Annotated in this window: 24 protein-coding genes and 1 tRNA gene; 12 read left to right on the forward strand and 13 right to left on the reverse strand. The window is 66.7% G+C overall.

Annotated features, from left to right (window positions below):
- Position 1 precedes the first annotated feature (1 nt).
- The 3 genes from Q7V45_RS23850 to Q7V45_RS23860 all read left to right on the forward strand — a co-directional run bounded on the left by Q7V45_RS23850 (position 2) and on the right by Q7V45_RS23860 (position 3,422).
- Complete coding sequence (locus tag Q7V45_RS23850; RefSeq protein WP_304856877.1) at positions 2 to 1,615, forward strand: glycosyltransferase; 1,614 nt, start codon at positions 2 to 4, stop codon at positions 1,613 to 1,615.
- The gene (locus Q7V45_RS23855) at positions 1,612 to 2,718 is read left to right on the forward strand and encodes an alginate lyase family protein (RefSeq protein WP_304856823.1); all 1,107 of its coding nucleotides are present in this window, start codon (positions 1,612 to 1,614) and stop codon (positions 2,716 to 2,718) included. Before Q7V45_RS23850 ends, Q7V45_RS23855 begins: the two co-directional genes overlap by 4 nt.
- 323 nt (positions 2,719 to 3,041) lie before the next feature.
- Positions 3,042 to 3,422, forward strand: coding sequence for an SET domain-containing protein-lysine N-methyltransferase (locus tag Q7V45_RS23860; RefSeq protein ID WP_304856824.1), 381 nt, complete (start codon positions 3,042 to 3,044; stop codon positions 3,420 to 3,422).
- A 14-nt stretch (positions 3,423 to 3,436) separates the two neighbouring features.
- Here Q7V45_RS23860 and Q7V45_RS23865 read toward each other — a convergent pair whose 3' ends face one another.
- Positions 3,437 to 4,693 carry an iron-containing alcohol dehydrogenase gene (locus Q7V45_RS23865; protein ID WP_304856825.1) on the reverse strand — a complete coding sequence of 419 codons (1,257 nt, stop codon included), beginning with the start codon at positions 4,691 to 4,693 and terminating at the stop codon, positions 3,437 to 3,439.
- A 52-nt stretch (positions 4,694 to 4,745) separates the two neighbouring features.
- Between Q7V45_RS23865 and Q7V45_RS23870 the strand changes: the two genes are divergently transcribed.
- The 3 genes from Q7V45_RS23870 to Q7V45_RS23880 are packed head-to-tail and all read left to right on the forward strand — an operon-like array spanning position 4,746 to position 6,652.
- The gene (locus Q7V45_RS23870) at positions 4,746 to 5,456 is read left to right on the forward strand and encodes a substrate-binding domain-containing protein (RefSeq protein ID WP_304856826.1); all 711 of its coding nucleotides are present in this window, start codon (positions 4,746 to 4,748) and stop codon (positions 5,454 to 5,456) included.
- 28 nt (positions 5,457 to 5,484) lie between these two features.
- The gene (locus Q7V45_RS23875) at positions 5,485 to 6,147 is read left to right on the forward strand and encodes an aspartate/glutamate racemase family protein (protein WP_304856827.1); all 663 of its coding nucleotides are present in this window, start codon (positions 5,485 to 5,487) and stop codon (positions 6,145 to 6,147) included.
- Positions 6,148 to 6,181: 34 nt separating this feature from the next.
- Complete coding sequence (locus Q7V45_RS23880; protein ID WP_304856828.1) at positions 6,182 to 6,652, forward strand: MaoC family dehydratase; 471 nt, start codon at positions 6,182 to 6,184, stop codon at positions 6,650 to 6,652.
- 59 nt (positions 6,653 to 6,711) lie between these two features.
- Here Q7V45_RS23880 and Q7V45_RS23885 read toward each other — a convergent pair whose 3' ends face one another.
- Positions 6,712 to 7,158 (reverse strand): hypothetical protein, encoded by a 447-nt coding sequence (locus Q7V45_RS23885; RefSeq protein WP_304856829.1) that lies wholly within the window; start codon positions 7,156 to 7,158, stop codon positions 6,712 to 6,714.
- A gap of 234 nt (positions 7,159 to 7,392) precedes the next feature.
- Here Q7V45_RS23885 and Q7V45_RS23890 point away from each other — a divergent pair, with 234 nt between their 5' ends.
- Together Q7V45_RS23890 and Q7V45_RS23895 are read left to right on the forward strand one after the other, a co-directional pair.
- Positions 7,393 to 8,001 carry a LemA family protein gene (locus Q7V45_RS23890; RefSeq protein WP_304856830.1) on the forward strand — a complete coding sequence of 203 codons (609 nt, stop codon included), beginning with the start codon at positions 7,393 to 7,395 and terminating at the stop codon, positions 7,999 to 8,001.
- 9 nt (positions 8,002 to 8,010) lie between these two features.
- The gene (locus tag Q7V45_RS23895) at positions 8,011 to 9,378 is read left to right on the forward strand and encodes a TPM domain-containing protein (RefSeq protein ID WP_304856831.1); all 1,368 of its coding nucleotides are present in this window, start codon (positions 8,011 to 8,013) and stop codon (positions 9,376 to 9,378) included.
- Positions 9,379 to 9,516: 138 nt separating this feature from the next.
- Here Q7V45_RS23895 and Q7V45_RS23900 read toward each other — a convergent pair.
- Positions 9,517 to 9,606 (reverse strand) — tRNA-Ser (locus tag Q7V45_RS23900).
- A gap of 115 nt (positions 9,607 to 9,721) precedes the next feature.
- Between Q7V45_RS23900 and Q7V45_RS23905 the strand changes: the two genes are divergently transcribed.
- A complete protein-coding gene (locus tag Q7V45_RS23905) occupies positions 9,722 to 10,075 on the forward strand; it encodes a hypothetical protein (protein WP_304856832.1) in 354 nt (117 codons plus the stop codon).
- Between the two features lie 198 nt (positions 10,076 to 10,273).
- On the opposite strand, the gene lepA is transcribed toward Q7V45_RS23905, so the two are convergent.
- From lepA to rpmI, 5 genes are all read right to left on the reverse strand, one after another.
- The gene (lepA, locus tag Q7V45_RS23910; RefSeq protein ID WP_304856833.1) at positions 10,274 to 12,076 is read right to left on the reverse strand and encodes a translation elongation factor 4; all 1,803 of its coding nucleotides are present in this window, start codon (positions 12,074 to 12,076) and stop codon (positions 10,274 to 10,276) included.
- Positions 12,077 to 12,186: 110 nt separating this feature from the next.
- A complete protein-coding gene (gene pheT, locus Q7V45_RS23915; protein WP_304856834.1) occupies positions 12,187 to 14,586 on the reverse strand; it encodes a phenylalanine--tRNA ligase subunit beta in 2,400 nt (799 codons plus the stop codon).
- The gene (gene pheS, locus Q7V45_RS23920; protein ID WP_304856835.1) at positions 14,583 to 15,683 is read right to left on the reverse strand and encodes a phenylalanine--tRNA ligase subunit alpha; all 1,101 of its coding nucleotides are present in this window, start codon (positions 15,681 to 15,683) and stop codon (positions 14,583 to 14,585) included. The genes pheT and pheS overlap by 4 nt, the downstream gene beginning before the upstream one ends.
- Before the next feature lie 95 nt (positions 15,684 to 15,778).
- On the reverse strand, positions 15,779 to 16,135 hold the full coding sequence (gene rplT / locus Q7V45_RS23925; protein WP_304856836.1) for a 50S ribosomal protein L20: 357 nt from the start codon (positions 16,133 to 16,135) through the stop codon (positions 15,779 to 15,781).
- Positions 16,136 to 16,138: 3 nt separating this feature from the next.
- Entirely contained in the window at positions 16,139 to 16,342 is a 204-nt protein-coding gene (gene rpmI, locus Q7V45_RS23930) for a 50S ribosomal protein L35 (RefSeq protein ID WP_304856837.1), read from the reverse strand.
- A gap of 204 nt (positions 16,343 to 16,546) precedes the next feature.
- Between rpmI and Q7V45_RS23935 the strand changes: the two genes are divergently transcribed.
- Complete coding sequence (locus Q7V45_RS23935) at positions 16,547 to 17,305, forward strand: SDR family NAD(P)-dependent oxidoreductase (protein WP_304856838.1); 759 nt, start codon at positions 16,547 to 16,549, stop codon at positions 17,303 to 17,305.
- 38 nt (positions 17,306 to 17,343) lie between these two features.
- Here Q7V45_RS23935 and Q7V45_RS23940 read toward each other — a convergent pair whose 3' ends face one another.
- The gene (locus Q7V45_RS23940) at positions 17,344 to 18,330 is read right to left on the reverse strand and encodes an alpha/beta fold hydrolase (RefSeq protein ID WP_304856839.1); all 987 of its coding nucleotides are present in this window, start codon (positions 18,328 to 18,330) and stop codon (positions 17,344 to 17,346) included.
- 90 nt (positions 18,331 to 18,420) lie between these two features.
- Between Q7V45_RS23940 and Q7V45_RS23945 the strand changes: the two genes are divergently transcribed.
- Complete coding sequence (locus tag Q7V45_RS23945) at positions 18,421 to 19,269, forward strand: hypothetical protein (protein ID WP_304856840.1); 849 nt, start codon at positions 18,421 to 18,423, stop codon at positions 19,267 to 19,269.
- Between the two features lie 52 nt (positions 19,270 to 19,321).
- Here Q7V45_RS23945 and infC read toward each other — a convergent pair whose 3' ends face one another.
- From infC to Q7V45_RS23960, 3 genes are all read right to left on the reverse strand, one after another.
- Positions 19,322 to 19,858, reverse strand: a complete 537-nt coding sequence (gene infC / locus Q7V45_RS23950) for a translation initiation factor IF-3 (protein ID WP_304856878.1) — start codon at positions 19,856 to 19,858, stop codon at positions 19,322 to 19,324.
- Between the two features lie 59 nt (positions 19,859 to 19,917).
- A complete protein-coding gene (gene thrS, locus Q7V45_RS23955) occupies positions 19,918 to 21,861 on the reverse strand; it encodes a threonine--tRNA ligase (RefSeq protein ID WP_304856841.1) in 1,944 nt (647 codons plus the stop codon).
- A gap of 196 nt (positions 21,862 to 22,057) precedes the next feature.
- Complete coding sequence (locus tag Q7V45_RS23960) at positions 22,058 to 23,194, reverse strand: glycosyltransferase (RefSeq protein WP_304856842.1); 1,137 nt, start codon at positions 23,192 to 23,194, stop codon at positions 22,058 to 22,060.
- Positions 23,195 to 23,253: 59 nt separating this feature from the next.
- Between Q7V45_RS23960 and Q7V45_RS23965 the strand changes: the two genes are divergently transcribed.
- Positions 23,254 to 24,000 (forward strand): alpha/beta fold hydrolase, encoded by a 747-nt coding sequence (locus Q7V45_RS23965; RefSeq protein WP_304856843.1) that lies wholly within the window; start codon positions 23,254 to 23,256, stop codon positions 23,998 to 24,000.
- A 201-nt stretch (positions 24,001 to 24,201) separates the two neighbouring features.
- On the opposite strand, the gene Q7V45_RS23970 is transcribed toward Q7V45_RS23965, so the two are convergent.
- Positions 24,202 to 25,086, reverse strand: coding sequence for an SDR family oxidoreductase (locus Q7V45_RS23970; protein ID WP_304856844.1), 885 nt, complete (start codon positions 25,084 to 25,086; stop codon positions 24,202 to 24,204).
- Positions 25,087 to 25,120: the final 34 nt, after the last annotated feature.

A 25,120-nucleotide genomic window follows, 5' to 3' on the forward strand; every position in this document is an offset into this window, starting at 1 on the left:
GATGGCCAAGGTCCCGCCGACGCCGGGCGTCATCCAGTTTGCCGACATGCTTCCCCAGCCCGGCTTCTGGGCGAAGTGGAATCCGACCGTGCTCGGCGGCCTCCTGGCGTATGCCGCGCTTTGCGTCATCCTGCTGCTGACGGTGCCCAACACACTGTGGGATCCGGCGGCGCGTCACGTCACCATCGTGATCGGCGGCCTCGGTCTCTGGCGGTTCGGCTGGTGGACCACCCACGTCGTGCGCGCCTGGATCTACGCCTTCGTGCGCTATCCCGCGCTGCGCCGGCTCGCCGATCAGGCCTGGCAGGACGGTCACCGCCCGCGCCGGGTCCACTTCATGATGACGACCTTCCGCGAAAAGCGTGAAATCACCCACGCGGTGGTCGACAGCATCGTGCGCGAACTGCGATCCACCGGCCTGCCCGGCACGATCTGGCTGGGGTCCGGTGACGAAAGCGACGAGATCATCATCGCCGACTTCCTGGCCGAGCATGCGGCCGACATCGAGGTCCGCTTCGAGATCGCCCGACAGACCGCGCCCGGGAAGCGCTACGGTATCGGCGCATCGCTCCGCGCCATGGCGAAGGGCCGTGAGCGCGGCGAAGTCCGCGAGGACGACGTCGTCGTCTTCATGGACGGCGACTCGATCATCGGGGATGGCATGCTGGCCAAGTGCACCTCCCTGTTCGTCGCCGACCCCGCGCTCGAGGCGATGACGACAGACGAGGAGGTGATCTGCTTCGGCCCGCGGTGGATCCAGCTGTGGCTCACCATGAGGTTCGCGCAGCGCCGCATCGCCATGCAGAGCCACGCGCTCGCCGGCAAGGTCCTGACCCTGACCGGGCGGCTGTCGCTGTATCGCGTCAACCATGTGATCCGGCCGGAGTTCTACGAGCTGGTCGAGGAGGACCATCTCGAACACTGGCTGTGGGGTCGTTTCCGCTTCCTGTCGGGGGACGACAAGACCACCTGGTATTACATGCTGCGCGTCGGCGCGAAGATGATGTACGTGCCCGACACGATCGCCTACACCGTCGAGCATATCGAAGGCTCGGGCTACGAGCGCATGGTGCAGAACCTGCGCCGCTGGTCGGGCAACATGCTCCGCAACGGCGCGCGCGCCATCGCGCTGGGTCCTCGCCGCACCGGCTTCTTCATCTGGTGGTGCATCGTCGACCAGCGCATTGCGATGTGGACCACGCTGGTGAGCCCGATCCTCGGCGTGATGGGCGCCCTGCTGGTCTCGCCGGCCTTCCTCGTCACCTACTTCATCTGGATCGCGGTCACGCGGCTCTGGCAGGCGGTGGTGCTGTTCGGCTACTCGCGCGAGGTCCACCTCGTCTATCCGCTGCTGCTCTATGTGAACCAGGTCGTGAATGCCGCGGTGAAAGTCTATTGCCTGTTCCGCCTGTCCAAGCAGCGCTGGACCAACCGCGGCGACCAGAAGGCGGGTTTCGGCGGCGGCCTGGCCGACCAGATACGCAACGGCGTTGCGTTCTACCTGACGGCCGTCGCCATGTCGGTCCTCGTGCTTGCCATCGTGAGCTATGCGGGCGTCCTGCGCCTGCCGAGCCTCTATACGCTGCACGAGTTCAAGCTGGCGGTGCTGCCATGACCCGTTACATCGTCATTGTCCTGCTGGTGCTTGCCGCCTGGCCGGTACACGCCCGGTCCCCGGCCGAGGATGCCTGCCGCCCGCCGCCGGGCCAGCTCGATCCGGCGCCGATCGTCGCCGTGGAAGGGCCCGCCCACAAGGGAACCGACCGCCGGATCGAACCCTTCTCCCTCCTGCAGATGGAGGCCGCTGCCGCGTGGCGCGGCCGTCGCGACGAGGAGGCCGCCGGCCGCGCCGTCGAGGCCCTGCTGCGCTGGGCGCGCGCCGGTGCGCTCTCCGAGATCGTCGACGCGGGGCCTGCCTCGAGCAATACCAACTCGATCTATTCCCTGCGTCGCGCGCTGATCGCCATCCTCGGCGCGTGGATGGACCTGCGCCACGCGCCCGCCGGAAGGGCTCATGCGGAGGAGGTCGAGCGCTGGCTTTCCCATCTCGTCGCCCTCCAGGACGTGACGACCGGTGGGAAGAAGAGTCGCGCCAAGGGCGAAGCCATGAGCAACCACAACAATCATGCCCTGCTGCGCGCCACCGTCGCGGCCCAGTGGGCGGGACTGACCGGCCGGCGCGAGCTGGCCGACGTCGCAGAGAGCGACGCCCGGGCGGCCATCGCCGTGATGGGCGCCGATGGCAGCCTGCCGCTGGAGATGAAGCGCGGGCCGCGGGCGCTGTGGTACCAACGCCACGCGATCGCCTCACTGGTCTATATTGGCGAGTTGCTGCGGCCCTTCGGCCGGGACGTGTGGCAGCCCCGTGCCGACGGCGCCGACCTGCATCGCGCCATCGCCTTTCTGCTCGATGCCATCGACGATCCCGGGCGGCTCGCGGCTTTCACCGGCGCTGACGATGGCCGGCAGGACATGGGATTCCTCGTGCCGCGCGGCAACGGCCGCCACTACATGGCCTGGGCCGAACTCTATCGCGCCCGCTTCCCGGATCGCGACGAGTCGACGCGCCTTCTCGCGCTGCTGCCCGCGCGCGGCGAGCGCGGCTGGCCGCTGCTCGACGACTATGTCGGGGGCAATGCCACCTGCCGTGTCCTCACCGAGGCCCCCGGCGCGTTCCCTGGAAGGGCCGGGACCGACGCGAAGGTCTCGCGGAAGTGAGGGCGGTGCAGCCTGTCATGCATAATGGTCCTTCGCGGAGTTCCTGAGCGGTCGGAGTGCTTCGAACACTTGATAGGCCACAGGGCGATCGGGTATTGCCACTCCCTCATCTGCACGCAGCCGTTCGGTAAGAAGTAGGTCCATTGCGATCACATAGAACTCCAGAGGCCGCATCTCCGAAACGGAAGCCCGAGCCTGCAGTCGAGTACGACGGCACCGAAACACTTTCCGGGATCGAGCGCGTACCGTCGAGGGACAAGACGAGCGCAACGTCTGGCGGAGCGAATTCGCGCGTGGGGAGCGCGCGCCAGAGGGCGAAGCGAGTGGCAAACCCTCTGACTGTCCGACCCTACCAGGTGACGACGATACCTGGTCGTGGCCTCGGGCTGACCGCTTGCTCCCAAATAGAACCGCGCACCAAGATCGACGACTGCTTCACCTGGGAGCTGCCGAAACGAGACATCAAGCACGTCACCGAGACAGTCCTGAACGGCAACTACTTTGACCACCCTCGCTTCTCCCAACGCGGTCTTGTCGCGATCGGTCATATCTCCCTGATCAATCACGATCCGGAGCCGAACTGTGAATGGCGGATGGTCCAGGTCCACGACCGCTGGATGATTGAGGCCTGGTCGATCCGCGGCCTCTCCAGCGGCGAGGAGCTGACCTTCGATTACGGCTACGACCCCACCGCCAGGGATTAGCTCCGGCCGGTCGGTCAGTAGGCGGCCTCCAGCAGCTGCTGCGCCGCGGCAATGCGCTCAGCATCGGATCGGACGCCGGCGTTGGCATTGAAGTTCTTCACCGTCTGCCCTGCGATGAGGGGGATCGCCGATCGCGGGATGTTCATTTCGCTGAGACGAACCGGCATTCCCACGCAGCGGTACAGTCGTTCCAGCTCATCGGCGATGACCAGCCGGGTCGGCCTGTTGCCACGACCGAGGCCGAGCGCTTCGGCGACGACCTGCGCCGCGGCCGCGTCTTCCTCTTGTGACAGCCGGATCTTGGTGGCGTGGATGGTGGAGATCGACTCGCCCTGGCCGACATGCGGGAACTGGACATGCAGGGCGGTGGAGACGGCATAGTCTCCGCCAAAGGAAGAACTGGCCCCCAGACGTGACCCATCGTCTTCGGCACGGTTCTGAAGGAAGGCTGCGATGCAGAGATCGGCACGCGAGGCTGCATCGTCGCGATTCTCGGCAAGGCCGGAATAGGCGCGAAAGGCGAGACGGAACGCCTGAAGGCGATCGCCTTCGACCAGTGGATTGGATTCAGCTGCGGTGATGGCTCCGACAACACTGGAGAAGACCGTGGTGGCGGTCGACCGGTGGGATGACGATGGCGTCGTCATCAGGACTTCGTAATCCAGCAGGATTGCCTGCGGCCGGGTCTTGGGGTCGAAGTACTCCATTCGATGATCCAGATCGGCATTCTTCAGTCCCGTTCCCGCGCGATTCATCGCGCTGGTGGGAGTCGTCGGGATGTTGACGATCGGTAGCTTCGGCGCGGCCAGGCGCGGGCTGTAGGCCGGCTTGTCGGCCGGGTACTGCGTCATGAGCTCGAAGGGATCGCGATCTTCTCCGAGGAAGATGGCGACAGCCCGCGTGGCGACCAGAACGCTTCCGCCCCCGACGGCGATGAGGAGATCGGCCTTGGCCGCGCGAGCGGCATCCCGGGCGGCGCAGACGTTCGGGTAGGGGCAATCCTTCTCGATCTGATCGAAGACGCCGGCGAAGGTCGGTCCCAGAGCCTTTTCGATACGGCGAACGGTGTCGGTTCGCGCGTTGATCGACGGCGAGCAGATGACGAAGGCGCGTTTGGCGCCGGCGCGAGCGGCGACCTCCTTGAGGGAACCCTCGAGGACGTTCGTTCCGCAATACAGACGCCAGCTATGGCCCGAGGCGCGAAAGTTCACTCGATTTCCTCCTGTTTTCGGGATCTTTGTAGACCGATAGCACATTTTGCCGTCGGCCATGGCTGCAGCCCGCTATAGTGGCGGCGTCCGTCGTGTGGGGGAGTGAGGTCCAGTGGCATCGCCGTCGTCCGTCGCCGTCATGAGCGGTCTCGCCCTCGAGGTGGCCGTCAATCGCTGGCTGAAGCCGGCCTTCGAGGCCGCGTCGCCCTATCGCCTGGAGATCGACTGGCGTCCGACCACGGCCCTCATGAAGTCGATCGCCGAAGGGCAGCGCGCCGACGTCATCATCGCCATCGACGGCGCCATGGACAAGCTCTGCGCCGACCGCATCGTGCGTCCCGAGACCCGCGTCTGCCTCGCCGATTCGATCCTGGGCGTCGGCGTCCGCGAGGGCGCGCCGAAGCCCGATGTCTCCACGGTCGAGGCGTTCAAGCGGACGCTGGTGGCTGCGCGGGCGGTGGCCTACTCGCGGGCGGGGGCGAGCGGCATCTACTTCACCGGACTGGTCGAGCGGCTGGGGATTGCCGCGGAGGTCAATGCGCGCGCCGTCACGATCCCGATGGGCTTCACCGGCGAGAAGGTCGCGAGCGGCGAGGCCGACATTGCGATCCAGCAGGTGAGCGAACTGATGTCGGTCCCCGGCGTCGCCGTCGCCGGTCCGTTTCCCCCGGAGGTCCAGACCGTCTCTACCTTCGATGCCGCCATCTTTGCCGATGCCGCGAACGCCGAGGGCGCCGCCGCGTGGATGGCGCTGCTGGCCTCGCCCGGCGCGGCCAAGGCCTACCGCGATGGTGGCCTGGTCTCGCGCCTGCCGCAGTCCTGAAACGCTCTCCTTTCGAAAGACCGGCCGCATGTCGAAGAAGCCCCGAATCGTCCTCCTGCACGGCACGCCCGTCGCCATCGAGCCCATCCAGCGCGCGTTCGCCACGCGGTGGCCCGAGGCCGAGCCCGTCGACCTGCTCGACTCCTCGCTGTCGATCGATCGCGCCAAGGACCACGACCTGACGCCGCGCATGTTCGAACGCTTCGTCGAGCTCGGCGGCTATGCGCATCGCATCGGGGCCGAGGCGATCCTCGTCACCTGCTCGGCGTTCGGGCCGGCGATCGAGCGCATGGCAAAGGAACTGCCGGTGCCCGTGCTGAAGCCCAACGAGGCGATGTTCCGGGAGGCGATCGGCCGGGGACGGCGGATCGGCATGCTCGCGACCTTCGCGCCGTCGGTGCTGACCATGACGGAGGAGTTCGAGCAGTTCGTCGGTGAGGCAGGCGCGCAGGCGACGCTCGAGACGATCGTCGTCGAGGGGGCCATGGACGCGTTGCGCAAGGGCGACGCCGACCGGCACAACGCGCTGATCGCCGCGCGGGCGCCCGAGCTCGCGCACTGCGACGCCATCATGCTCGCGCACTTCTCGACGTCGCGGGCGCTGGCGGCCGTCACCGCCGCGGTCAACACACCCGTGCTCACCGCGCCCGATGCCGCGGTCGACCGCATCCGGGCCGCGCTCGCGGGCTGACCCCGGCATCGCTCGATTAAAAAGGGAGGACATCATGGCAAAGCGAATCGTAGAGAACCCGCAGGCGATGAAGGCGCTGGTCGGTCAGGAGCTGGGGGTCAGCGACTGGCTGGTCATGACGCAGGAGCGCATCAATACGTTCGCCGAAGCCAGCGGCGACCATCAGTGGATCCATGTCGATGTCGAGCGCTGCAAGACCGACATGCCCGATGGGAAGACCATCGCGCACGGTAATCTTACCTTCGCCGTGATCTCCACCTTCGCCCGCGATGTGCTGAAGATCGACAATGTGCGGAACGGCATAAACTACGGCTCGAACAAGGTGCGCTACACCAGCCCCGTGCAGGTCGGTGCCCGCATCCGCGGCCGCCAGAAGCTGCTGGCCGCCGACGACATGCCCAACGGCGGCATTCGCATGACCTACCAGTGGACCGTCGAGATCGAGGGCCAGGAGCGTCCGGCCTGTGTCGCCGAGACCATGAGCATCGCCTACGCGAAGACTTAGGCGCAGACCGCGGGCGCAGCCGATGGTCATATGGCAATCGTGCGATGCGCCGGAGCGCCCTAAAGCTCGTCCGTCGGCGGCGACAGGTTCGGATCAGCGCCATGCAGCTGCAGATGAGCGCGCGCCTGCGGCAGGGTCTGGAGGAAGCGGTCGATACACCGCTGGATGTCATCCAGCACGTGCGGCTCCGCAACAACGATACGCTGCGCGCGCTGGAGCGATTTCAGAAGCAAAGTTGCTGCCGCGATCGGCTTGATCAGTCCCTTGTCGACCTCCACGCCCAGCTCGGTGGGCGGGCGGAGATTGGCAAATGAAGGCAGCTCGTAGGTCATCACCTCGAACTGTAAATCGCGATTGTCTGCCATCCTGTGAAAGACACGCAGCTTCTTATCAAGATCGATCAAGCGCCAGAAGATGGACTGGATCGTCAGAGGCTCCGGGACCTCATTGGCGCCCTCAGTTGCAATAGCGGAAAGGGCTTTCTCAGTGTCGTCGGGCGTGGGCATCGTGTTCACCTCGTGGCGAAAAAAGCACCGGCCCAGTGAACAGTCCACTGATGGAATCTGCGAACTTGGAAGGCGGTTTGGGGAAAACGTCCGCACCTGGGCGTTGCAGCATCCCGGCCAGCAAAGCTGAAGGCGGGTTTCGGGCGAAGGCGAAACGTCAGGCGGAGTGGAACTTCCGGGAAGGAATGACGTTTCCCACGCGGCTCGACGAGCGTCGGCCTCGCGAGGAGAGTCATGACGGGTACGAGATCGATCTCAAGTTCATTCCTTTCGCGTCTGGCCACCGCCGTTCTGTGCCTGGGCCTGGCGTCGTGTGGGTACAACACTATCCCGACGCTCGAGGAGCAGGCGAAAGCGAAGTGGGGCGACGTCCAGAACAACTACCAACGTCGCGCAGACCTGATTCCGAATCTGGTCGCGACGGTTCAAGGCTATGCCAAGCAGGAGAAGGACGTGTTGACCGCCGTGGTCGAGGCCCGTGCAAAGGCCACCCAGACCAGGATCGACGTGTCCCAGCTCACCGATCCGGAAAAGGTGAAGCAATTTCAGGATGCGCAGAATCAGCTTTCTGGCGCCCTGGGCCGGCTGATCGCCATCAGCGAGAATTATCCGGACCTCAAATCGAACCAGAATTTCCTGGCGCTGCAGTCGCAGCTCGAGGGCACGGAGAATCGCATTACCGTCGCGCGTCGCGACTACATCGAGGCGGTGCGGGCCTACAATACGGAGCTCAGGACCTTTCCTGGCATGCTGTGGGCAATGACCGCATTCCGGTCGAACAAGCCGATGGCTGAATTCACCGCCAGCGATACCGCCCAGACGCCACCGACCGTCAAGTTCTGATCGTCGACCATGCGTCCGGGTCGTTCGAGAACAGGCGCGTGGATCGCGGGCCTGGCGCTGTCCCTGTTGTTCGGGTTGGCCGCAGTCGCCGCCAATTTCCCGGCATTGACGGGCAGGGTTGTCGACGAAGCCCGCATCTTGCCGGCGTCCGCTGTCGCAGATCTGGAGTCCAGGCTCGCCGACCTCGAATCGAGGTCGGGTATCCAGCTCGTTGTCGCCACGGTGAGTTCGCTCGACGGCCAGGAAATCGAGCCGTACGCCAACGCACTATTCCGGACCTGGAAGCTCGGCGACAAGACGAGCAACAAGGGTGTGTTGCTTCTGGTGGCGCCCAACCAGAAGCGCGTCCGGATCGAGGTTGGGTACGGCCTCGAGGGAACGCTGACCGATGCGCTATCGAAGGTGATCATCGCCAATGCGATCGCCCCGCGTTTCAAGACGGGCGATTTCGCCGGAGGCATAACGCGCGGCGTCGACGACATCATCATCGTCCTGACGACCGATTCCTCGGAATGGCAGCAGCGTCCCTCGCTGCGTGTCGACAGCGAACCTGCCTCGGCTCCTGTGAACTGGCTCGTCATCGTCGTCATCATCGCGGTGATCGGGTTGATGATCGTGTCGCCGGCCTTCCGGTGGCTGGTGATCGGCATGCTGATGAGCGGGCGGGGCGGCGGGGGGCGGAGGGGGATCTTCCAGGGGCGGCGGCGGATTCTCAGGCCGCGGTGGCTCTTCCGGCGGCGGCGGAGCGTCAGGGAGCTGGTGATGGAATTGAGCGAACAGGACCGCGCGCGCATCTCCTCTGCCATCCACGCCAGCGAGGCTCGTACGACGGGTGAGATCGTCTGCGTACTGGCCAGGACCTCGTCGTCGGATGCAGTCGGCGTGCCTGTGATGCTGGCAGCGGTCATTGCGCTGGCGCTCCCGTGGATGTTGATGAGCTTTACGGCCGCGCCGCTGCAACTGATGTTATCGCTGCAGGTTCTGGCCTTCTTCGGCTTGCTTGCGGTCTTTTGCCTGCCACGTGTGCGCGTGGCGCTTCTGCCTCGAGCGGCGCGCCGCGCCCTCGCCCACCGCGCGGCCATGGAACAGTTCGTGAGTCGCGGCATCGCTCGAACGCGCGAGAGGACCGGCATCCTGATCTTCGTTTCGTTGGCCGAGCGCTACGCTCGCATCATCGCTGACGAGGGCATTGCCAGCCGCGTTCCTCGGGAGGAATGGCAGGGCGCTCTCGATATCTTGAGAGGCCACATGCGGGAGGGCCACATTGCCGATGGCTTCGTCACGGCGATCGATCGGTGCGGTGCCGTCCTGGCGGCTCATTTCCCATTGGTCGAAGGGGAACGGAGCGAGTTGCCAAATCGGATCTATCTGATCTGAAAGGCCACGCTTGGCCGGACGGGCCCGATCTGGACGCGATTTGTGCGAACCATCGTGATTCTCTCCCGCGAGGATTGGCCCGGAAATTGGGCCTTCTCTCCAGGGCTCAGGCCCCGGAGAGAAGGTTCGCAAAATGAATGGCGGACAGGGCGGGATTCGAACCCGCGGTGGCTGTTACACCACGCACGCTTTCCAAGCGTGTGCCTTAAACCGCTCGGCCACCTGTCCGGGAAGCGCGGTCGGCCGCTCTTATAGCGCGGTGGATGGTTTGGGCAACGTCCTTCCCTGCCTGCACCGGCTTGGCTAGGGTCGGGCCGGTACTTGACCGGTACTTGGGGGCGTAATGGTCGTGTTTCGGGCCCTGGGCTGGCTGTTTCTGGCCCTTGCCGTCGCAGTGGTCGTGCACGACCTGCTCACCTGGTGGTCCCAGGGCCGCTATCCTTTTTCGACCTTCGGAAGCCTGTGGGCGCATCTCGACCCGGCCTCCCTCGGCAACACCCAGACATCGGTGCGCCGCCATCTGTCCGGCGTCCTGTGGACGTGGATGATGCGGCCGCTGCTCACCGTGCCGGCGGTTCCGGCCTTCCTGGTGCTGGGCCTCGTCCAACTCTGGATCGGGCGCCGCGATCTCGGGCGCCCGGATGCCGGCGTTCTGATGGGCTCGCGTCCGCGCCGGCGCCGCGGCGGGCTCCTGTAATCATCGGATAGCGATCGCCAGGGTCATTCCGAGTACGATCGAATCACCGACACCATCCTCATCCTGAGGAGCCGTGCGAAGCACGGCGTCTCGAAGGATGGGAACCCGCACCTCGCCTGTTGCCCATCCTTCGAGACGGCCCTTCGGGCCTCCTCAGGATGAGGTGGGGAGGGGGGGTGAACTCGAAGCGAGAAGACCCTACCGGTTGTCCATCTTGAGGGCGGCGATGAAGGCCGATTGCGGGATCTCGACCTCGCCGATCTGCCGCATGCGCTTCTTGCCCTTCTTCTGCTTCTCCAGGAGCTTCTTCTTGCGGCTGATGTCGCCGCCGTAGCACTTGGCCAGCACGTCCTTGCGCATCGGGCTGATGGTCTCGCGCGCGACCACGCGGCCGCCGATCGCGGCCTGGATGGCGATCTTGAAGAGCTGGCGCGGGATCAGGTCCTTCAGCCGCTCGCACAGCGCGCGGCCGCGGCTCTCGGCGGCGTTCTTGTGAACGATCATGCTGAGGGCATCGACCGGCTCGGCGTTCACCAGGATGGCGAGCTTCACCAGGTCGCTCTCCTCGTAGCCGTCCATCTCGTAGTCGAAGCTGGCATAGCCGCGCGTCATCGACTTCAGCCGGTCGTAGAAGTCGAACACGACCTCGTTCAGCGGCAGGCGGTAGACCGCCATGGCGCGCGTGCCGGCATAGGTGAGCTCGAGCTGCTGGCCGCGGCGATCCTGGCAGAGCGTCAGCACGGACCCGAGATGCTCGTCGGGCGTGATGATCGTGGCCTTGATCCACGGCTCCTGCATCGACTCGATCTTCATCGGGTCGGGATAGTCCGCGGGATTGTGCAGCTCCATCGACGTGCCGTCGACCATCGCGACCTTGTAGACGACCGAGGGCGCCGTCGTGACGAGGTCGAGATTGAACTCGCGCTCCAGCCGCTCCTGCACGATCTCGAGATGCAGCAGGCCGAGGAAGCCGCAGCGGAAACCGAAGCCAAGCGCCGCACTGGTCTCGGCCTCGAAGTGGAACGAGGAGTCGTTGAGGCGGAGCTTGGAGAGCGATTCGCGCAGGGTCTCGAACTCGGCGGCGTCGGCGGGGAAGAGGCCGCAGAACACCACCGGCACGCTGGGCTTGAAGCCCGCCAGCATCTCGGTCGCGGGCTTGCGGTCGTCGGTGATCGTGTCGCCGACCTTGCAGTCGGCGATGGTCTTGATGCCGGCGATGATGAAGCCGATCTCGCCGGGGCCGAGCTCGGCCACGTCGGTGGCCTTGGGCGCGAACACGCCGACCTTGTCGAGGTCGTAGGCCGCCGCCGCCGCCATCATGCGGATCTTCAGGCCCCTGCGCAGGACGCCGTCCTGCACGCGCACCAGGGTGACGACGCCGAGGTACGGGTCGTACCAGCTGTCGACCAGCAGGGCCTTCAGCGGCGCGTCTCGATCGCCCTTGGGCGCCGGCAGGCGCTTGACCATGGCTTCGAGCAGGTCGTCGATGCCGAGACCGCTCTTGGCCGAGACCAGCACGGCTTCGGAGGTATCGATGCCGACCACGTCCTCGATCTCGCGGCAGACCCGCTCGGGATCGGCGGAGGGAAGATCGATCTTGTTCAGGACCGGGATGATCTCGTGATTGACCTCGATCGCGTGATACGCGTTCGCCAGCGTCTGCGCCTCGACGCCCTGGCTGGCGTCGACCACCAGCAGCGAGCCCTCGCAGGCGGCCAGCGACCGGCTGACCTCGTAGGCGAAGTCGACGTGGCCGGGCGTGTCCATCAGGTTCAGGACGTAGGTCTTGCCGTCCCGGGCCTTGTAGTTGAGGCGCACGGTCTGCGCCTTGATGGTGATGCCGCGCTCGCGCTCGATGTCCATCGAATCGAGCATCTGGTCGTGGAACTCGCGCTCGCTCACCGCGCCGCAGGCCATCATCAGCCGATCGGCCAGCGTGCTCTTGCCGTGGTCGATATGGGCGATGATCGAGAAGTTTCGGATCAACGACAGGTCGGTCATTTCACTTCCAGCCCAACTCAACTTTGATTGTCATCCCGAGCGCAGCGAGGGACCCTTGGCGGCGCCGCTTAAAGGTCCCTCGCTGCGCTCGGGATGACACCATTCTTGTCCTATCCACGCAGCACGGCACCCGTCGCCTTGGCGACGGCCGCCACGATCTTATCGGAAACCGCCTCGATCTCCGCATCGGTCAGGGTACGCTCGACCGGTTGCAGGGTGACGGCGATGGCCAGCGACTTCTTGCCCTCCGGCACGCCCTTGCCGGCGTAGAGGTCGAAGACGCGGGCGGCGGTGATCATCACCTTGTCGGCGTTGCGCGCGGCGCGCACCAGCTTTTCCGCCTCGACGCCCGCATCGACCAGGAAGGCGAAGTCGCGCTCCAGCGGCTGGAAGGCCGACAGGACGAGCTTCGACCGCGCCTTGGTGGCTTTCGCCTTGGGCAGCGGCGGCGCGTCGAGGAACACCTCGAAGGCGGCGACCGGGCCCTTGAGGTCGGCGGCCGCGACGATCTCGGGATGCAGCTCGCCGAAATAGGCCATCACGCGGTCGCCGAGCTTGAGCGCGCCCGAGCGGCCGGGATGATACCAGTTCGGCGCGCCCGCCTGGGACGACAGCGTGTCCGGCGCGCCGACCGCGGCCAGCACCGCCAGCGCATCGGCCTTGGCGTCGAAGGCGTCGACGGTGCGCGCGGGTCCCGCCCAGTTGCGCGGCACCGCCATGTTGTGGCGGATGCCGGCGGCCACGGTGCGCTGGCCCTGCGGCGTCGCATCCTTGTACTGCGGGCCGACCTCGAACAGCGCCGGATCGGACAGGCCGCGCGCCTCGTTGCGCGACGCCGCATCGATCAGGTTGGGCAGGATCGAGGGCCGCATCGTGTCGAGGGTCGCGTCGATCGAGTTGAGCAGCCGCACGTCCGCACCGCCGCCGCCGAAACGCTCGGCCTTCTTCAGCGGCAGGAAGGACCAGGTCACGGCCTCGTTCATGCCGCGCGCGGCCAGCGCCCGGCGCGCCTGCGGCGTGCGGCGCTGCAGCGGGTCGCGCACCGGCCGCGACATGGTCGACGCCGGCGGCAGCGAGGTGGTCGGGATCCTGTCGAAGCCGAACACCCGCGTCACTTCCTCGACGAGGTCGGCCTCGCCCACGATGTCGGGACGCCACGACGGCACGGAAGCAGTCCACGGGCCGCTGCCCTCGACGCCGAAGCCCAGCTTGCTGAGGATGGACACCGTGTCGGCAGAAGCGACCTCGATGCCGGTCAGCGTCTGCACGCGATCGGTGCGCAGCGTGTAGTTGCGCTGCCACGTCGGCATGACGCCGCTCGACACCAGCTCGCTGCACTCGCCGCCGCACAGGTCGAGGATCAGTCGCGTCGCGACCTCGGCTCCCCACCAGCAGGATTCCGGATCGATGCCGCGCTCGTTGCGGTAGCGCGCGTCCGACAGGATGCCGAGCTTGCGGCCCGAGGCGGCGATGCCGATCGGCTGGAAGTAGGCGGCTTCGAGGAACACTTCCGTCGTGCCTTCCTGCACGCCGGTCTCCTCGCCGCCCATGATGCCGCCGATCCCGTGCACGCCCTTGGCATCGGCGATCACCGAGACCGCCGGGTCGAGCGTGTAGGTCTTGCCGTCGAGCGCCAGGATCTGCTCGTCGTCGCGCGCCTGGCGCATGACGAGGTCGCCGGAGAGCTTGGCTGCGTCGAACACGTGCAGCGGCCGGTTGAGGTCGAAGGTCACGAGATTGGTGATGTCGACCAGGGCCGAGATCGGGCGCAGGCCGATCGCCTTCAGCCGGCGCTGCAGCCAGTCGGGCGAGGGGCCGTTCTTCACGCCGCGGAAATGACGGCCGACCACGATCGGGCAGGGACTGTCCGGCGCGGGCACATAGTCGTGCGTCCACTTGATCGGGCTGGCATAGCTGCCGGCGATCTTGTCGGCCTTGACCGGCTTCAGGGTGCCGAGGCCGGCCGCCGCGAGATCGCGGGCGATGCCGTGCACGCCCAGGCAATCGCCACGGTTGGGCGTCACCTTGATCTCGATCACCGCATCGCCGAGGCCGAGCGCCTCGGCGGCGGACTGGCCGGTCACCGCTTCGGCCGGCAGGTCGATGATGCCGCTATGATCGTCGCCGAGCTGCAGCTCGCGCGAGGAGCAGAGCATGCCGTTGCTCTCCTCGCCGCGGATCTTGCTCGCCTTCAGCGTGATGCCGGTGCCGGGGACGTAGCTGCCGGTCGGGGCGAAGATGCCCTTCATGCCGGTGCGCGCGTTGGGCGCGCCGCACACGACCTGGACGGTCGTGCCGCTGCCGGTGTCGACCTTGCAGACCCGCAGCCGGTCGGCGTTGGGATGCTGCACCGCCTCGACCACGTATCCCACGACGAAGCCCTTCAGGGACTCGGCGGGATCGGTCAGGCTCTCGACCTCGAGGCCGAGCATGGTGAGCGTGTCGCGCACCTGGACCAGCGTGGCGTCGGTCTCGAGATGCTCCTTGAGCCAGGACAGGGTGAATTTCATCGTCCGAGCCCTCCGGTGAGCGAGGGACTCTCCAGGGCCGAGAAGCCGTAGTGGCGCAGCCAGCGCAGGTCGGCGTCGAAGAAGGCCCGCAGGTCGGGAATGCCGTATTTCAGCATGGCGATGCGATCGATGCCCATGCCGAAGGCGAAGCCCTGGTAGACGGCGGGATCGAGGCCGCAATTGGCGATGACGTTGGGATGCACCATGCCCGAGCCCAGGATTTCCAGCCACGAATCGCCCGCGCCGATCTTCAGTTCGCCGTCCTTCCACGAGCAGCCGATGTCGACCTCGGCCGACGGCTCGGTGAAGGGGAAGTAGGAGGGGCGGAAGCGCAGCGGCAGGTCGTCGACCTCGAAGAAGGCGCGGCAGAAATCGACCAGGCAGCCCTTGAGATGGCCCATGTGGGTCGTGCGGTCGATCACCAGGCCCTCGACCTGGTGGAACATCGGCGTGTGGGTGGCGTCGCTGTCGATGCGGTAGGTGCGGCCCGGCACGATGATGCGCAGCGAGCCGCCGTCGGCTAGGCGCTTCTGCACGTCCTTGCTCAGCATGGTGCGCGCCTGCACCGGCGAGGTGTGCGTGCGCAGCACCATCGGCGTGCCGTCGGCCCGCGGCGGCAGGTAGAACGTGTCCTGCATCTGGCGCGCGGGGTGGTCGGGCGGGATGTTGAGGGCGGTGAAGTTGTGCCAGTCGTCCTCGATGTCGGGACCGTCGGCCCAGGTGAATCCCATCTCGCCGAAGATCGCGCCGATCTCGTCCATCACCTGGCCGATCGGGTGCAGCGTGCCCTGTCCCTCGGGCCGCGCCGGCAGGGTGACGTCGATCTTCTCGGCGACCAGCCGGGCTTCGAGGGCCGAGGCGCTGAGCGAGCCCTTGCGCGCCTCGAGCGCGGCCTCGATCTCACCCTTGAGCTGGTTCACCCGCGCGCCGAATTCCTTGCGCTGCTCGGGCGCGAGCCCGCCCAGCGTCTTCATCAGGCCGGTGACGCTGCCCTTCTTGCCGAGCGCCGCCACGCGGGCGGCTTCCAGCGCGCCGAGATCGGCGGCGGCCTGGACGGCGTCGAGCGCCTCGCTGCGAATCGTCGAAAGATCGTCCATCTTTCCCACTCTCGAAACCGAACACGAAAAAAGGGAGCCTGTGGTCCAGGCTCCCTCTTTGCGATGTCTGCCAGCCGCGCGTGACGCGCGGAAGACTACTTGAGGGCGGCCTGGGCCTGGTCGACCAAAGCCTTGAACGCTGCCGGCTCCCGGGTCGCGAGATCGGCCATGACCTTGCGGTCCATCTCGATCCCGGCCTTGAGGATGCCGTTCATGAACTGCGAATAGGTCATGCCATGCTCGCGGGTCGCAGCGTTGATGCGCTGGATCCAGAGGCCCCGGAACGCGCGCTTCTTGTTGCGGCGATCGCGATAGGCGTACTGAAGGCCCTTTTCGACCTTCTCGATGGCGACGCGGAACGCCGCATTGGAGCGGCCGCGATAGCCCTTGGCGAGCTTCAGGACCTTCTTGTGACGAGCGTGTGCAGCCACGCCCCGCTTTACGCGTGCCATGGTCTACCTCTCGTACGGGAAGAAGTTGCGCTTGAGGATGCGGGTATCCGGATCGGACACGATCGCCATACCGGTCGCCTGACGGAGGAAGCGGTTGCCCCGCTTGCTCATGCCGTGGCGCTTGCCCACGACCCCATGCTTTGCCTTGCCGGACGCGGTGAAGCGAAAACGCTTCTTGGCCGCGCTTTTGGTCTTCATCTTGGGCATTTTTGTTCCTTTTCAAAGGGTTAGCGCTTGCGCGCCGGTCCCGATCCCCTGTGTGAACAGACGACCGGAAAGTCCTTACGAAGCAGCCGAGGCAATGCCCTTATTGGCCAAGCCGCTTGAAGGAACGGGGCTTATACAGATGCGGCCCGATACGTGCAAGCATGCCGGAACGGGGCCGAAGGGCCATTTGACGGGGATTTTCGCATGAAACTGGCAGGCAAGGTGGCATTGGTGACGGGTGCCCAGCAGGGCATCGGGGCGGCGATCGCACGGGCGCTGGCGGGCGCGGGGGCCGACGTGGCCGTGAGCTGGCTCGACGACCGGCCCGGCGCCGAGGCGGTGGCGCGCGACATCGCCCAGGCCGGCCGGAAGGCCCATCTGTTGAGAACCGACGTCTCGAAGGTGGCCGAGATCGAGGCGATGGTCGCCGAAACGGTGCAGGTGCTGGGGCCTCCCGACATCCTGGTGAACAATGCCGGCGTCTATCCCCGGGTGCCCCTGCTCGAGATGCAGGAGAGCGACTGGGACTACCTCATGGACATCAACCTGAAGGCCGGCTGCTTCGCCACCATCGCCGTCGCCAGGGCGTTGATCGCCGCCGGACGGACGGGCGGCTCGATCATCAACCTGTCCTCGCAGGCGATCCGCGGCGCCGTGCGCGGCGTCCACTACTGCGCCAGCAAGGGCGGCGTGGTCTCGATGACGCGGGCGATGGCCCTCGAACTGGCGCCGCACGGCATCCGCGTCAACGCGGTCGCCCCCGGCACGACGGACACCGCCCAGCCGCGCTACGGCAACACCGACGCCGAACTCGTCGAGATGGCGCGCGCCAACATCCCGCTGGGAGGCAAGCTGCTGTCGCCCGAGCAGATCGCCCGCACCGCCGTCTTCCTCGCCTCCGACGATTCGGATGCCACGACGGGGCAGGTGCTCCACGTCAACGGTGGCTCGTATATGCCTTAGCAGGGGCCGTCTGAGGGGCCTTTGATCTCATGCCCAGACTAACAGGGCGCCTGCTTCTTCCCTGTCTCGATGAAGGCGGTGAAGCAGGCGCCGAACTTGCGGGAGAAGGTTGAGTCGGCGGCGTTGTGGCCGTTGAAGCCCTCGGGTGCGTCGATGATGTCGGCGTCCACGCCGCTCTTGGCGAAGATCGAGCGGGCGTCGTCCATGCGGCCGCCGACGTCATAGGCATCGCCCGCGAAGTTCACCACGACGAGGCGCGGCCCGCGCTTGATGCCTTCGAGCACGCGCTGCCACTCCGAGCGCGCGCGTGTCGGGTCGCGCATCTTCTCGACCGTTCCGTGATGGGCTGCGGCGATGGAAATGACGCCGTCGGCCGCGGCGCCACGCTGCAGCGCCGCCAGCGACACCCAGGCGCCCGCCGACTGACCAGCGAGGATGACGCGCCGGTAACCCATCGCCTTCGCTTTGGCGACGGCGTCGGCCAGAGCGGTGGCGTCGCTCGCCCAGTCGGTGATCCACTCGCGATCGAACCGGTAGAGATCGTAGCCCCGGCGCGTGAACTGGCCGACCCAGGCCTGCGGAGCGCTCTCGGTCGAGTTCCGGCCGGCCATGTAGCCGTGGCTCCAGACCAGCAGTCCGGCGGCGAGTTGCGGGCCGCGCATCGACCAGTAAGGCTGCGGCCGCAGCCGCCCGATATCGATTGCGCCGACGGAACGGGCCGGCACCAGCTCGCGCCACTCGTGTCCGGCCACCGTGTAGTTGTTGACGATGTGGAGTTTGCACTCCTGCTTGGTGCGCTCCAGGCAGCGCTTCAGGGCCGATGCTATGGCGGGCGCCGGGTCCGGGCCGCTGGCGCCGGCCCACCAGCTGGCCCGTCCGTCGGGCGATACGACGAAAGCGCGGTGCGGCCCGAAATTCTGGAAGTCGGACAGGAGGCGCGCGGCCTCGCTGTTCGGTGCCTGTGCGGGAGCGGGCCCCTGCGAAGGCCCGGGTGGGGGCGCCTGCGCGTGGGCAGCTGCGGTCATGCCGAACACAGCCGCAACGAGAAGAGTCCTGATGCGTTGTCTCACGGGTGAAGGCTAGCATTCTCCGCCCCCACGAGGGATCCCGGAACAATGAAGACTGCAGCGTTTGCTCTCCTGGCGGTCCTGGCGGCGGTGCCGGCTCAGGCCCAGCTGCAGGGGCCGCCCGTCTTACAGCCGCCGGCCAATGCGCAAGCCGCGGCGACGCCGATGACCGGGCTCTCCAGTTCCGAGAAGGTGCGTGACACTCCCGGCGTGCAGTATCTGCTGATGAAAACCGTGGTCGCGCAATCGATCGGCGTGCTGAAGACGCGAGCGCTGCCGGTCGAGGCCGGCGGCTACAATCTCTCGAAATACTGCTGGACCCCGGCCAACGTGCTGGGCGAGTGGGGCGAAAGCTCGGGCCTCACCGGCGAGATGGTCGTGCGGGCGCTCGAAACCCTCTCATGGTCGCGCGACCTTGCGCGGTCAGGCTATCCCGAAGCCCAGGTCGCAGAAGCGATTGGCCACTACGAGGCCGCGCTGGTTGCCGCCAACTTCGCCGATGCCGCCCGCGTCCATGCCCTGGAGGCCTTGCGCGCCGAACTCGAAGGGCTGCAGATGCGGACGCCGGGGGCTTCCGGGATCATGGTCCGCGAGCGCTGCAACCGGCAGCCGTCCTCGTTCGGCCTGAACGTCGCCACCGCGCCCGAAGGCGGCCGCGCCCGCTTCATCCCCTACGTGCTGCACCAGTTCTGCCTCGCGCAGCAGATCGAGCCCGGCGATGGGGCGCGATGCGACTACTGGCAGTCCGCGAAGGGCGAGGGGCCGATGTCGTTTGCCGGAGAAACCGTCTACAGCGTGAGCTGGCCGGACAACACGGTGGCCGCGGGGCGCTTCAACCCCGACGAACAGCGTACCGATGGAACGGTGACGCTGCGGCAGCGGCCCCTGAACAAGTAGGGGCCGCCTGTTCGGCGCCGATACGAACGCTTACTTGGCGCTTACTCAGTGCTTACTTGGGCGCCAGCACCATGATCATCTGCCGGCCTTCCATGCGCGGCATCGACTCGATCTTGGTGTGCTCGTCCATCTCGCCGCGCACGCGGTTCAACACCTCCATGCCGAGGTTGGCATGCACCATCTCGCGGCCGCGGAAACGCAGGGTGACCTTCACCTTGTCGCCTTCCTCAATGAACCGCTTCATGGCCCGCATCTTCACTTCGTAGTCATGATCGTCGATGTTCGGGCGCATCTTGATCTCTTTGACCTCGATGACCTTCTGGTGCTTGCGCGCCTCATGGGCCTTCTTCTGGGCCTCGTACTTGTACTTGCCGTAGTCGGAAATCTTGGCGACCGGCGGTACGGCATTGGGCGAGATCTCGATCAGGTCGAGGCTTGCCTCTTCGGCCATCTCGATGGCCTCGCGGGTGCTGACGACGCCGACCATCTCGCCGTTCTCGTCGATCAGTCGGACTTGCGCCGCGCGGATCTCGTTGTTGACGCGCGGACCCTCGCGGGTGGGCGCAGTCTGTTGGGCAGGTCTTGCTATGGCTTCCTTCTCCTCTGTCAAAGCCCCGATTCAGGGGCGGGCATCGAAACCGGACCGCCCTAGAAGGGCGGCCGGGCCTCATTTGAAAGTGTAGTGACGGCGGCCCCGAGTTCAAGGACCTCCTGCTTTTCCGAGCCCAGGCGGCGGATCGCCACCGTGCGGGCTTCCATGTCGCGCCGGCCGACCGCGAGGATCAACGGCACGTGGGCCAGCGAATGCTCGCGGACCTTGTAGTTGATCTTCTCGTTGCGCAGGTCGGTGTCGACCCGCATGCCCGCGGCGCGCAGGGCGGCCGCGACCTCCTCGGCATAGCCATCGGCGTCGTTCACGATCGTGACCACCACCGCTTGTGTCGGCGCCAGCCAGAGCGGGAAGCGGCCGGCATAGTTCTCGATCAGGATTCCGATGATCCGTTCGAAGCTGCCGAATATGGCGCGGTGCAGCATGACGGGGCGCCGGCGCGATCCGTCCTCGGCCACGTAGCTCGCGTCCAGGCGCTCGGGCAGGACGAAATCGACCTGCAGCGTGCCGCACTGCCAGTCGCGGCCGATCGCGTCGCGCAGCACGAACTCCAGCTTGGGCCCGTAGAACGCGCCCTCGCCGGGGTTGAGGATGAGCTCGAGCCCGGCCGCCTTGGATGCTGCCTTGAGGGCCCCCTCGGCCTGGTCCCACACCGCGTCGGACCCGGCGCGAACCGGCGGACGGTCCGAGAACTTCACGAAATACTCCGGGAAGCCCAGGTCCCTGTAGATCGAGCCCAGCAGCTCGCAGAAGCGGATCGTCTCGCTCTCGATCTGCTCCTCGCTGCAGAAGATGTGGGCGTCGTCCTGCGTGAAGTTGCGCACGCGCATGATGCCATGCAGCGCGCCGGACGGCTCGAAGCGATGGCACGAACCGAATTCGGCCATGCGCAGCGGCAGCTCGCGATAGCTGCGAAGCCCCTGGTTGAAGATCTGCACGTGGCAGGGGCAGTTCATCGGCTTCAACGCGAAGATGCGCTTGTCGTCGTCGGCCAGGAACTCGCGCAGGCCTTCTTCGTTCTCGCTGAGATACATGTTCTCGCGGAACTTCTCCCAGTGGCCCGAGGCCTCCCACAGCTTGCGATCGACCAGCTGCGGCGTCTTCACTTCCTGGTAGCCGCCCGCATCGAGCCTGCGGCGTATGTAGCTCTCGAGCGTGCGCCAGAACGTCCAGCCCTTGGGGTGCCAGAACACCATGCCCGCGGCTTCTTCCTGCTGGTGGAAGAGGCCCATCTCGCGGCCGAGGCGGCGATGGTCGCGCTTCTCGGCCTCCTCGATGCGGTGCAGGTAGGCCTTCAGGTCCTTGTCGGAGAAGAAGACCGTTCCGTAGATGCGCTGGAGCTGGGCGTTGTTCCTGTCGCCGCGCCAGTAGGCGCCCGACACCTTCGTCAGCTTGAACGCCTTGCCGAGCTTGCCCGTCGAGGGCAGGTGCGGACCCAGGCACATGTCGAGCCAGTCGCCCTGCCTGTAGACCGAGATCTCCTCGTCCTTCGGCAGCTCGTCGGCCCACTCGGCCTTGAACTTCTCACCGTGCTGGCTGAAGTAATCCTTGATCTGTGCACGATCCCACACCGAGCGCTCGATCGGCAGATCGCGGTCGACGATCTCGGCCATGCGCTGTTCGATCTTCGCGAAGTCCTCGGGCGAGAACGGCTGGTCGCGGACGAAGTCGTAGTAGAAACCATCCTCCGTCGAGGGGCCGAACGTGATCTGCGTGCCGGGGAAGAGCTCCTGCACCGCCTGCGCCAGCACATGCGCCGCGTCGTGGCGCAGCAGCTCCAGCGCATCGGGGTCGCGCGACGTCACGATGCCGATCTTCGCGTCCCGATCGACCACGTGCGCGAGGTCGACCATCTTGCCGTCGACACGCAGGGCGAGGGCCGCCTTGGCGAGGCCGGGCCCGATCGACGCGGCGATCTCGGCGCCGCTGACGGGATTGTCGAAGGACCGGACCGAGCCGTCCGGCAAGGAAACATTGATCATTGAATTCACCAGCTAACGAAATTCCGAACGCAATCCATCCGCCGACTTGAGCAGGTCGGCAGCGGCAGGCCGGGAAGCCGCACGAGTGCGCGCGCCCGGCCGATTCAAGTTCGGACGGTGGTGATAACGGCAGGAGCGGTGAAAAACCGGCATTCCATGAGCCCGGAGATAGTTGCCGGGCAACGCTGAGTCAAGGTCAGCGGTCAGTCAAACGGTGGTAGAGGGCCAGGAGCTGCTGGTTGGACTGCGCCAGGCTGTAGTTGCTGCGCACATGCTCCTGCGCCGTCCGCGCCAGTTCCGCCCGCCGCTCGACCGACAGAGACAAGGCAGCCTGCAGGGCTTCGGCCAGCGCCGCCGGATCGCCGGCCGGGGCCAGCCAGCCGGTGACGCCGTCGGGTCGGATCGTCTCGGCGGCACCGCCGCCGTCCTCGGCAACGACCGGTCGTCCCATCGCCTGGGCTTCGACGAGGGCACGGCTGAAGCCCTGGCGCGCGCCGCCGGTCGACACGACGACATCGGCCAGCATGTAGGCGGCCGGCATGTCGTCGACATAGGGGCCGATCTGGACGCGGCCGTTGAGTTGCGCGGCTTCGATCGCGCGTTCGAGCTCCTTCTCGAAAGGCGTCGCGGCCCCCGTCGAGCCGAGCAGGAGGCAGAACACGTCGTCCCGTTCCAGTCGCCGGATCGCCTCGACCAGGATCTTCTGTCCATTGTCCTCGCCGAAGCGACCGGGACACAGAACGAGATGGCTGCCGTCGGGCACGCGCAGCTCGCCGGCCAGTCGGATCAGCCGGTCGGCGCGCACGATCGCCGGATCGAAGCGATCGAAGTTGATGCCGGGGGTGATGACTTCCAGCCGGTCCTGCAGAGCTGGGAAACGTTCCAGCGCATCGCGCGCGACATGCTGCGAGACGGCGATCACCGCATCGGCGCGCGTTTGACGCGCCTCGACGAAGCGTCCGGCAACATCGGTGGCGAGGAACGGCCGGTGCAGGGTCGCGATCCACTTGACGCCGAGCCGTCGTGCGAGCGCGCGAGCGACCCAACCCGAAGCGGGCGAGCGCGCCTGGATGACGTCGACCTTGGCGTCGCGCAGACCCGAAGCGAGCTTGCCGGGCAGGGTCAACCGTCCCCACAAAGGATGAGACGCGGCCGGAATTTCGATATGGCTCGCGCGCAGCCTCAGCAGGTCGGGGACCATGCTGCCGCCGGGGGAGGCCACGATCGCCGAGCCGCCCGCCGCGATGACCGCCTGCGCCGCCTCGAGCGTGGCGCGGGCCAGGCCGCCACCGGCCAGGGTCGGAACGATCTGAAGCAGGGTGGGCGCGGACACGGGCGTGGCTTTTGGCTACAGGATTGAAGGGAGGCAGCAGGTAACACGGGAGGATCAACGTGGGTAGAGTCGAGCGACTGCAGCGCGACGACGGCAACACCATCGCCTATGCGGTCACGGAAGGGCATGGGCCGACGGTCGTCTTCCTCGGCGGCTTCCGGTCCGACATGACCGGCACCAAGGCGGTGGCGCTCGAAGCCTGGGCCGGGAAGACGGGCCGTGCCTTCCTGCGCTTCGACTATCTCGGCCACGGCCAGTCGTCGGGCCGCTTCGAGGACGGCACGATCGGACGCTGGCTGGACGATTCGCTCGCCGCGATCGACCGGCTGACCACGGGCAAGCTCGTGCTGGTCGGCTCCAGCATGGGTGGCTGGCTGTCGCTGCTGGCGGCGCGCGCACGGCGCGAACGGCTCGCCGGTCTCGTGCTGATCGCCGCCGCGCCCGACTTCACCGAGCGCATGCTGCTGAAGGGCCTTTCGCCCGAGGATCGCGCGACCCTGGAGCGCGACGGCCGGCTCGAACGTCCGTCGCAATATTCGCCCGAGCCCTCGGTCTTCACCTGGAAGCTGATCGAGGAAGGCCGCAACCACCTGCTGCTCGACAAGCCGCTGGCGCTGCCCTGTCCGGTGCGACTGCTGCATGGCCAGAGCGATCCCGACGTGCCGTGGGAATACTCGCTGCAGATCGCCAAGCATCTCGAGGCGCCGGAGGTCATCACCACCTTCATCAAGGGTGGCGACCATCGCCTCAGCACCCAAGCCGACATCGCGCGCCTCATCGCGACGGTCGAGGAGCTGGTGGATTGAAAAACCCCCGTCGTCTCGACCGGAGCGCAAGATTGAATCGAGCTGAGCATCCCCACGCCGACCTCACCCTGAGGAGCGAACGCAGTGAGCGTCTCGTCGCGCGGAGTAACCTCCGCGCTGGGGTGGGCACGCGCACCGCGTCCGTTGCCCATCCTTCGAGACGCGCCGCTGCGCGGCGCTCCTCAGGATGAGGCGAATGGGTCAAGTTGAGACGGAACGACTCTGGTTGGTCGCCGCCGCGATTGCCGTCAGGCCCTCGCGATAGGTCGGATAGCGCAGCGCGATGCCGAGCTCGCGCTTCAGCTTGTCGTTCCGGACCCGGCGGTTCTCCGAATAGAAGGAGCGGGCCATCGGCGACATCGTGGGCGCGGCTTGCTCCCAGGGAATGGCTGGCGGCACCGGTTGTCCCAGCAGCTCGCAGGCATAGGCGATGACGTCGGCATTCGAGGCCGGCAGATCGTCGGCCACGTTCCAGACCTCCGCTCCGCCCTCGCGCGCCGTGGTCTTCATCGCACTGGCGGCGATATCCTCGACATGGATTCGCGAGAAGAACTGGCCGGGTTTGTCGATGCGCTGGGCCATGCCGGCCTTCACGCGGTCGAGGGGGCTGCGGCCGGGACCGTAGATGCCCGGCAGCCGCAGGATATGGAGGGACGCGCCGGTCGCGGAGGCAAGCTCGCCCCAGCCCTGTTCGGCGGCGAGCCGCTGCCGGCTGCGCGGCTGCGTCGGAAGGGCAGGTGTCGTTTCGTCGACCCAGCCTCCCGCGTGATCGCCATAGACGCCGGTGGTCGAGAGGTAGCCCAGCCAGCGCGCCCGGCCGAGCAGCGGTCGGCAGATGCGCAGCGCCGGGTCGCCGGACTCGCCCGGCGCGATCGTGCAGAGGACGTGCGTGGGCTCACCGAAGGCTTCCGCGGAGAGAGCCGTCGAGCCATCGAACCGGTGAGTCTCGATGCCAGCTTCGCGCAGTCTGCGTGCTTTCTCTTCGCTGGTGCAGGTGCCCGCCACCGTCCAGCCTTGCGCCGTCGCAAGCCTGGCGATTTCAAGGCCGCTGAAGCCCAGGCCGAAAATGAAAAGTCGTCTTGTCATCTTGTCAGGAACGCCTCCGCGCGGTTCTTTTCAA

Origin of the sequence: Reyranella sp. (assembly GCF_030651995.1) — a bacterium.
Lineage (GTDB): Bacteria > Pseudomonadota > Alphaproteobacteria > Reyranellales > Reyranellaceae > Reyranella.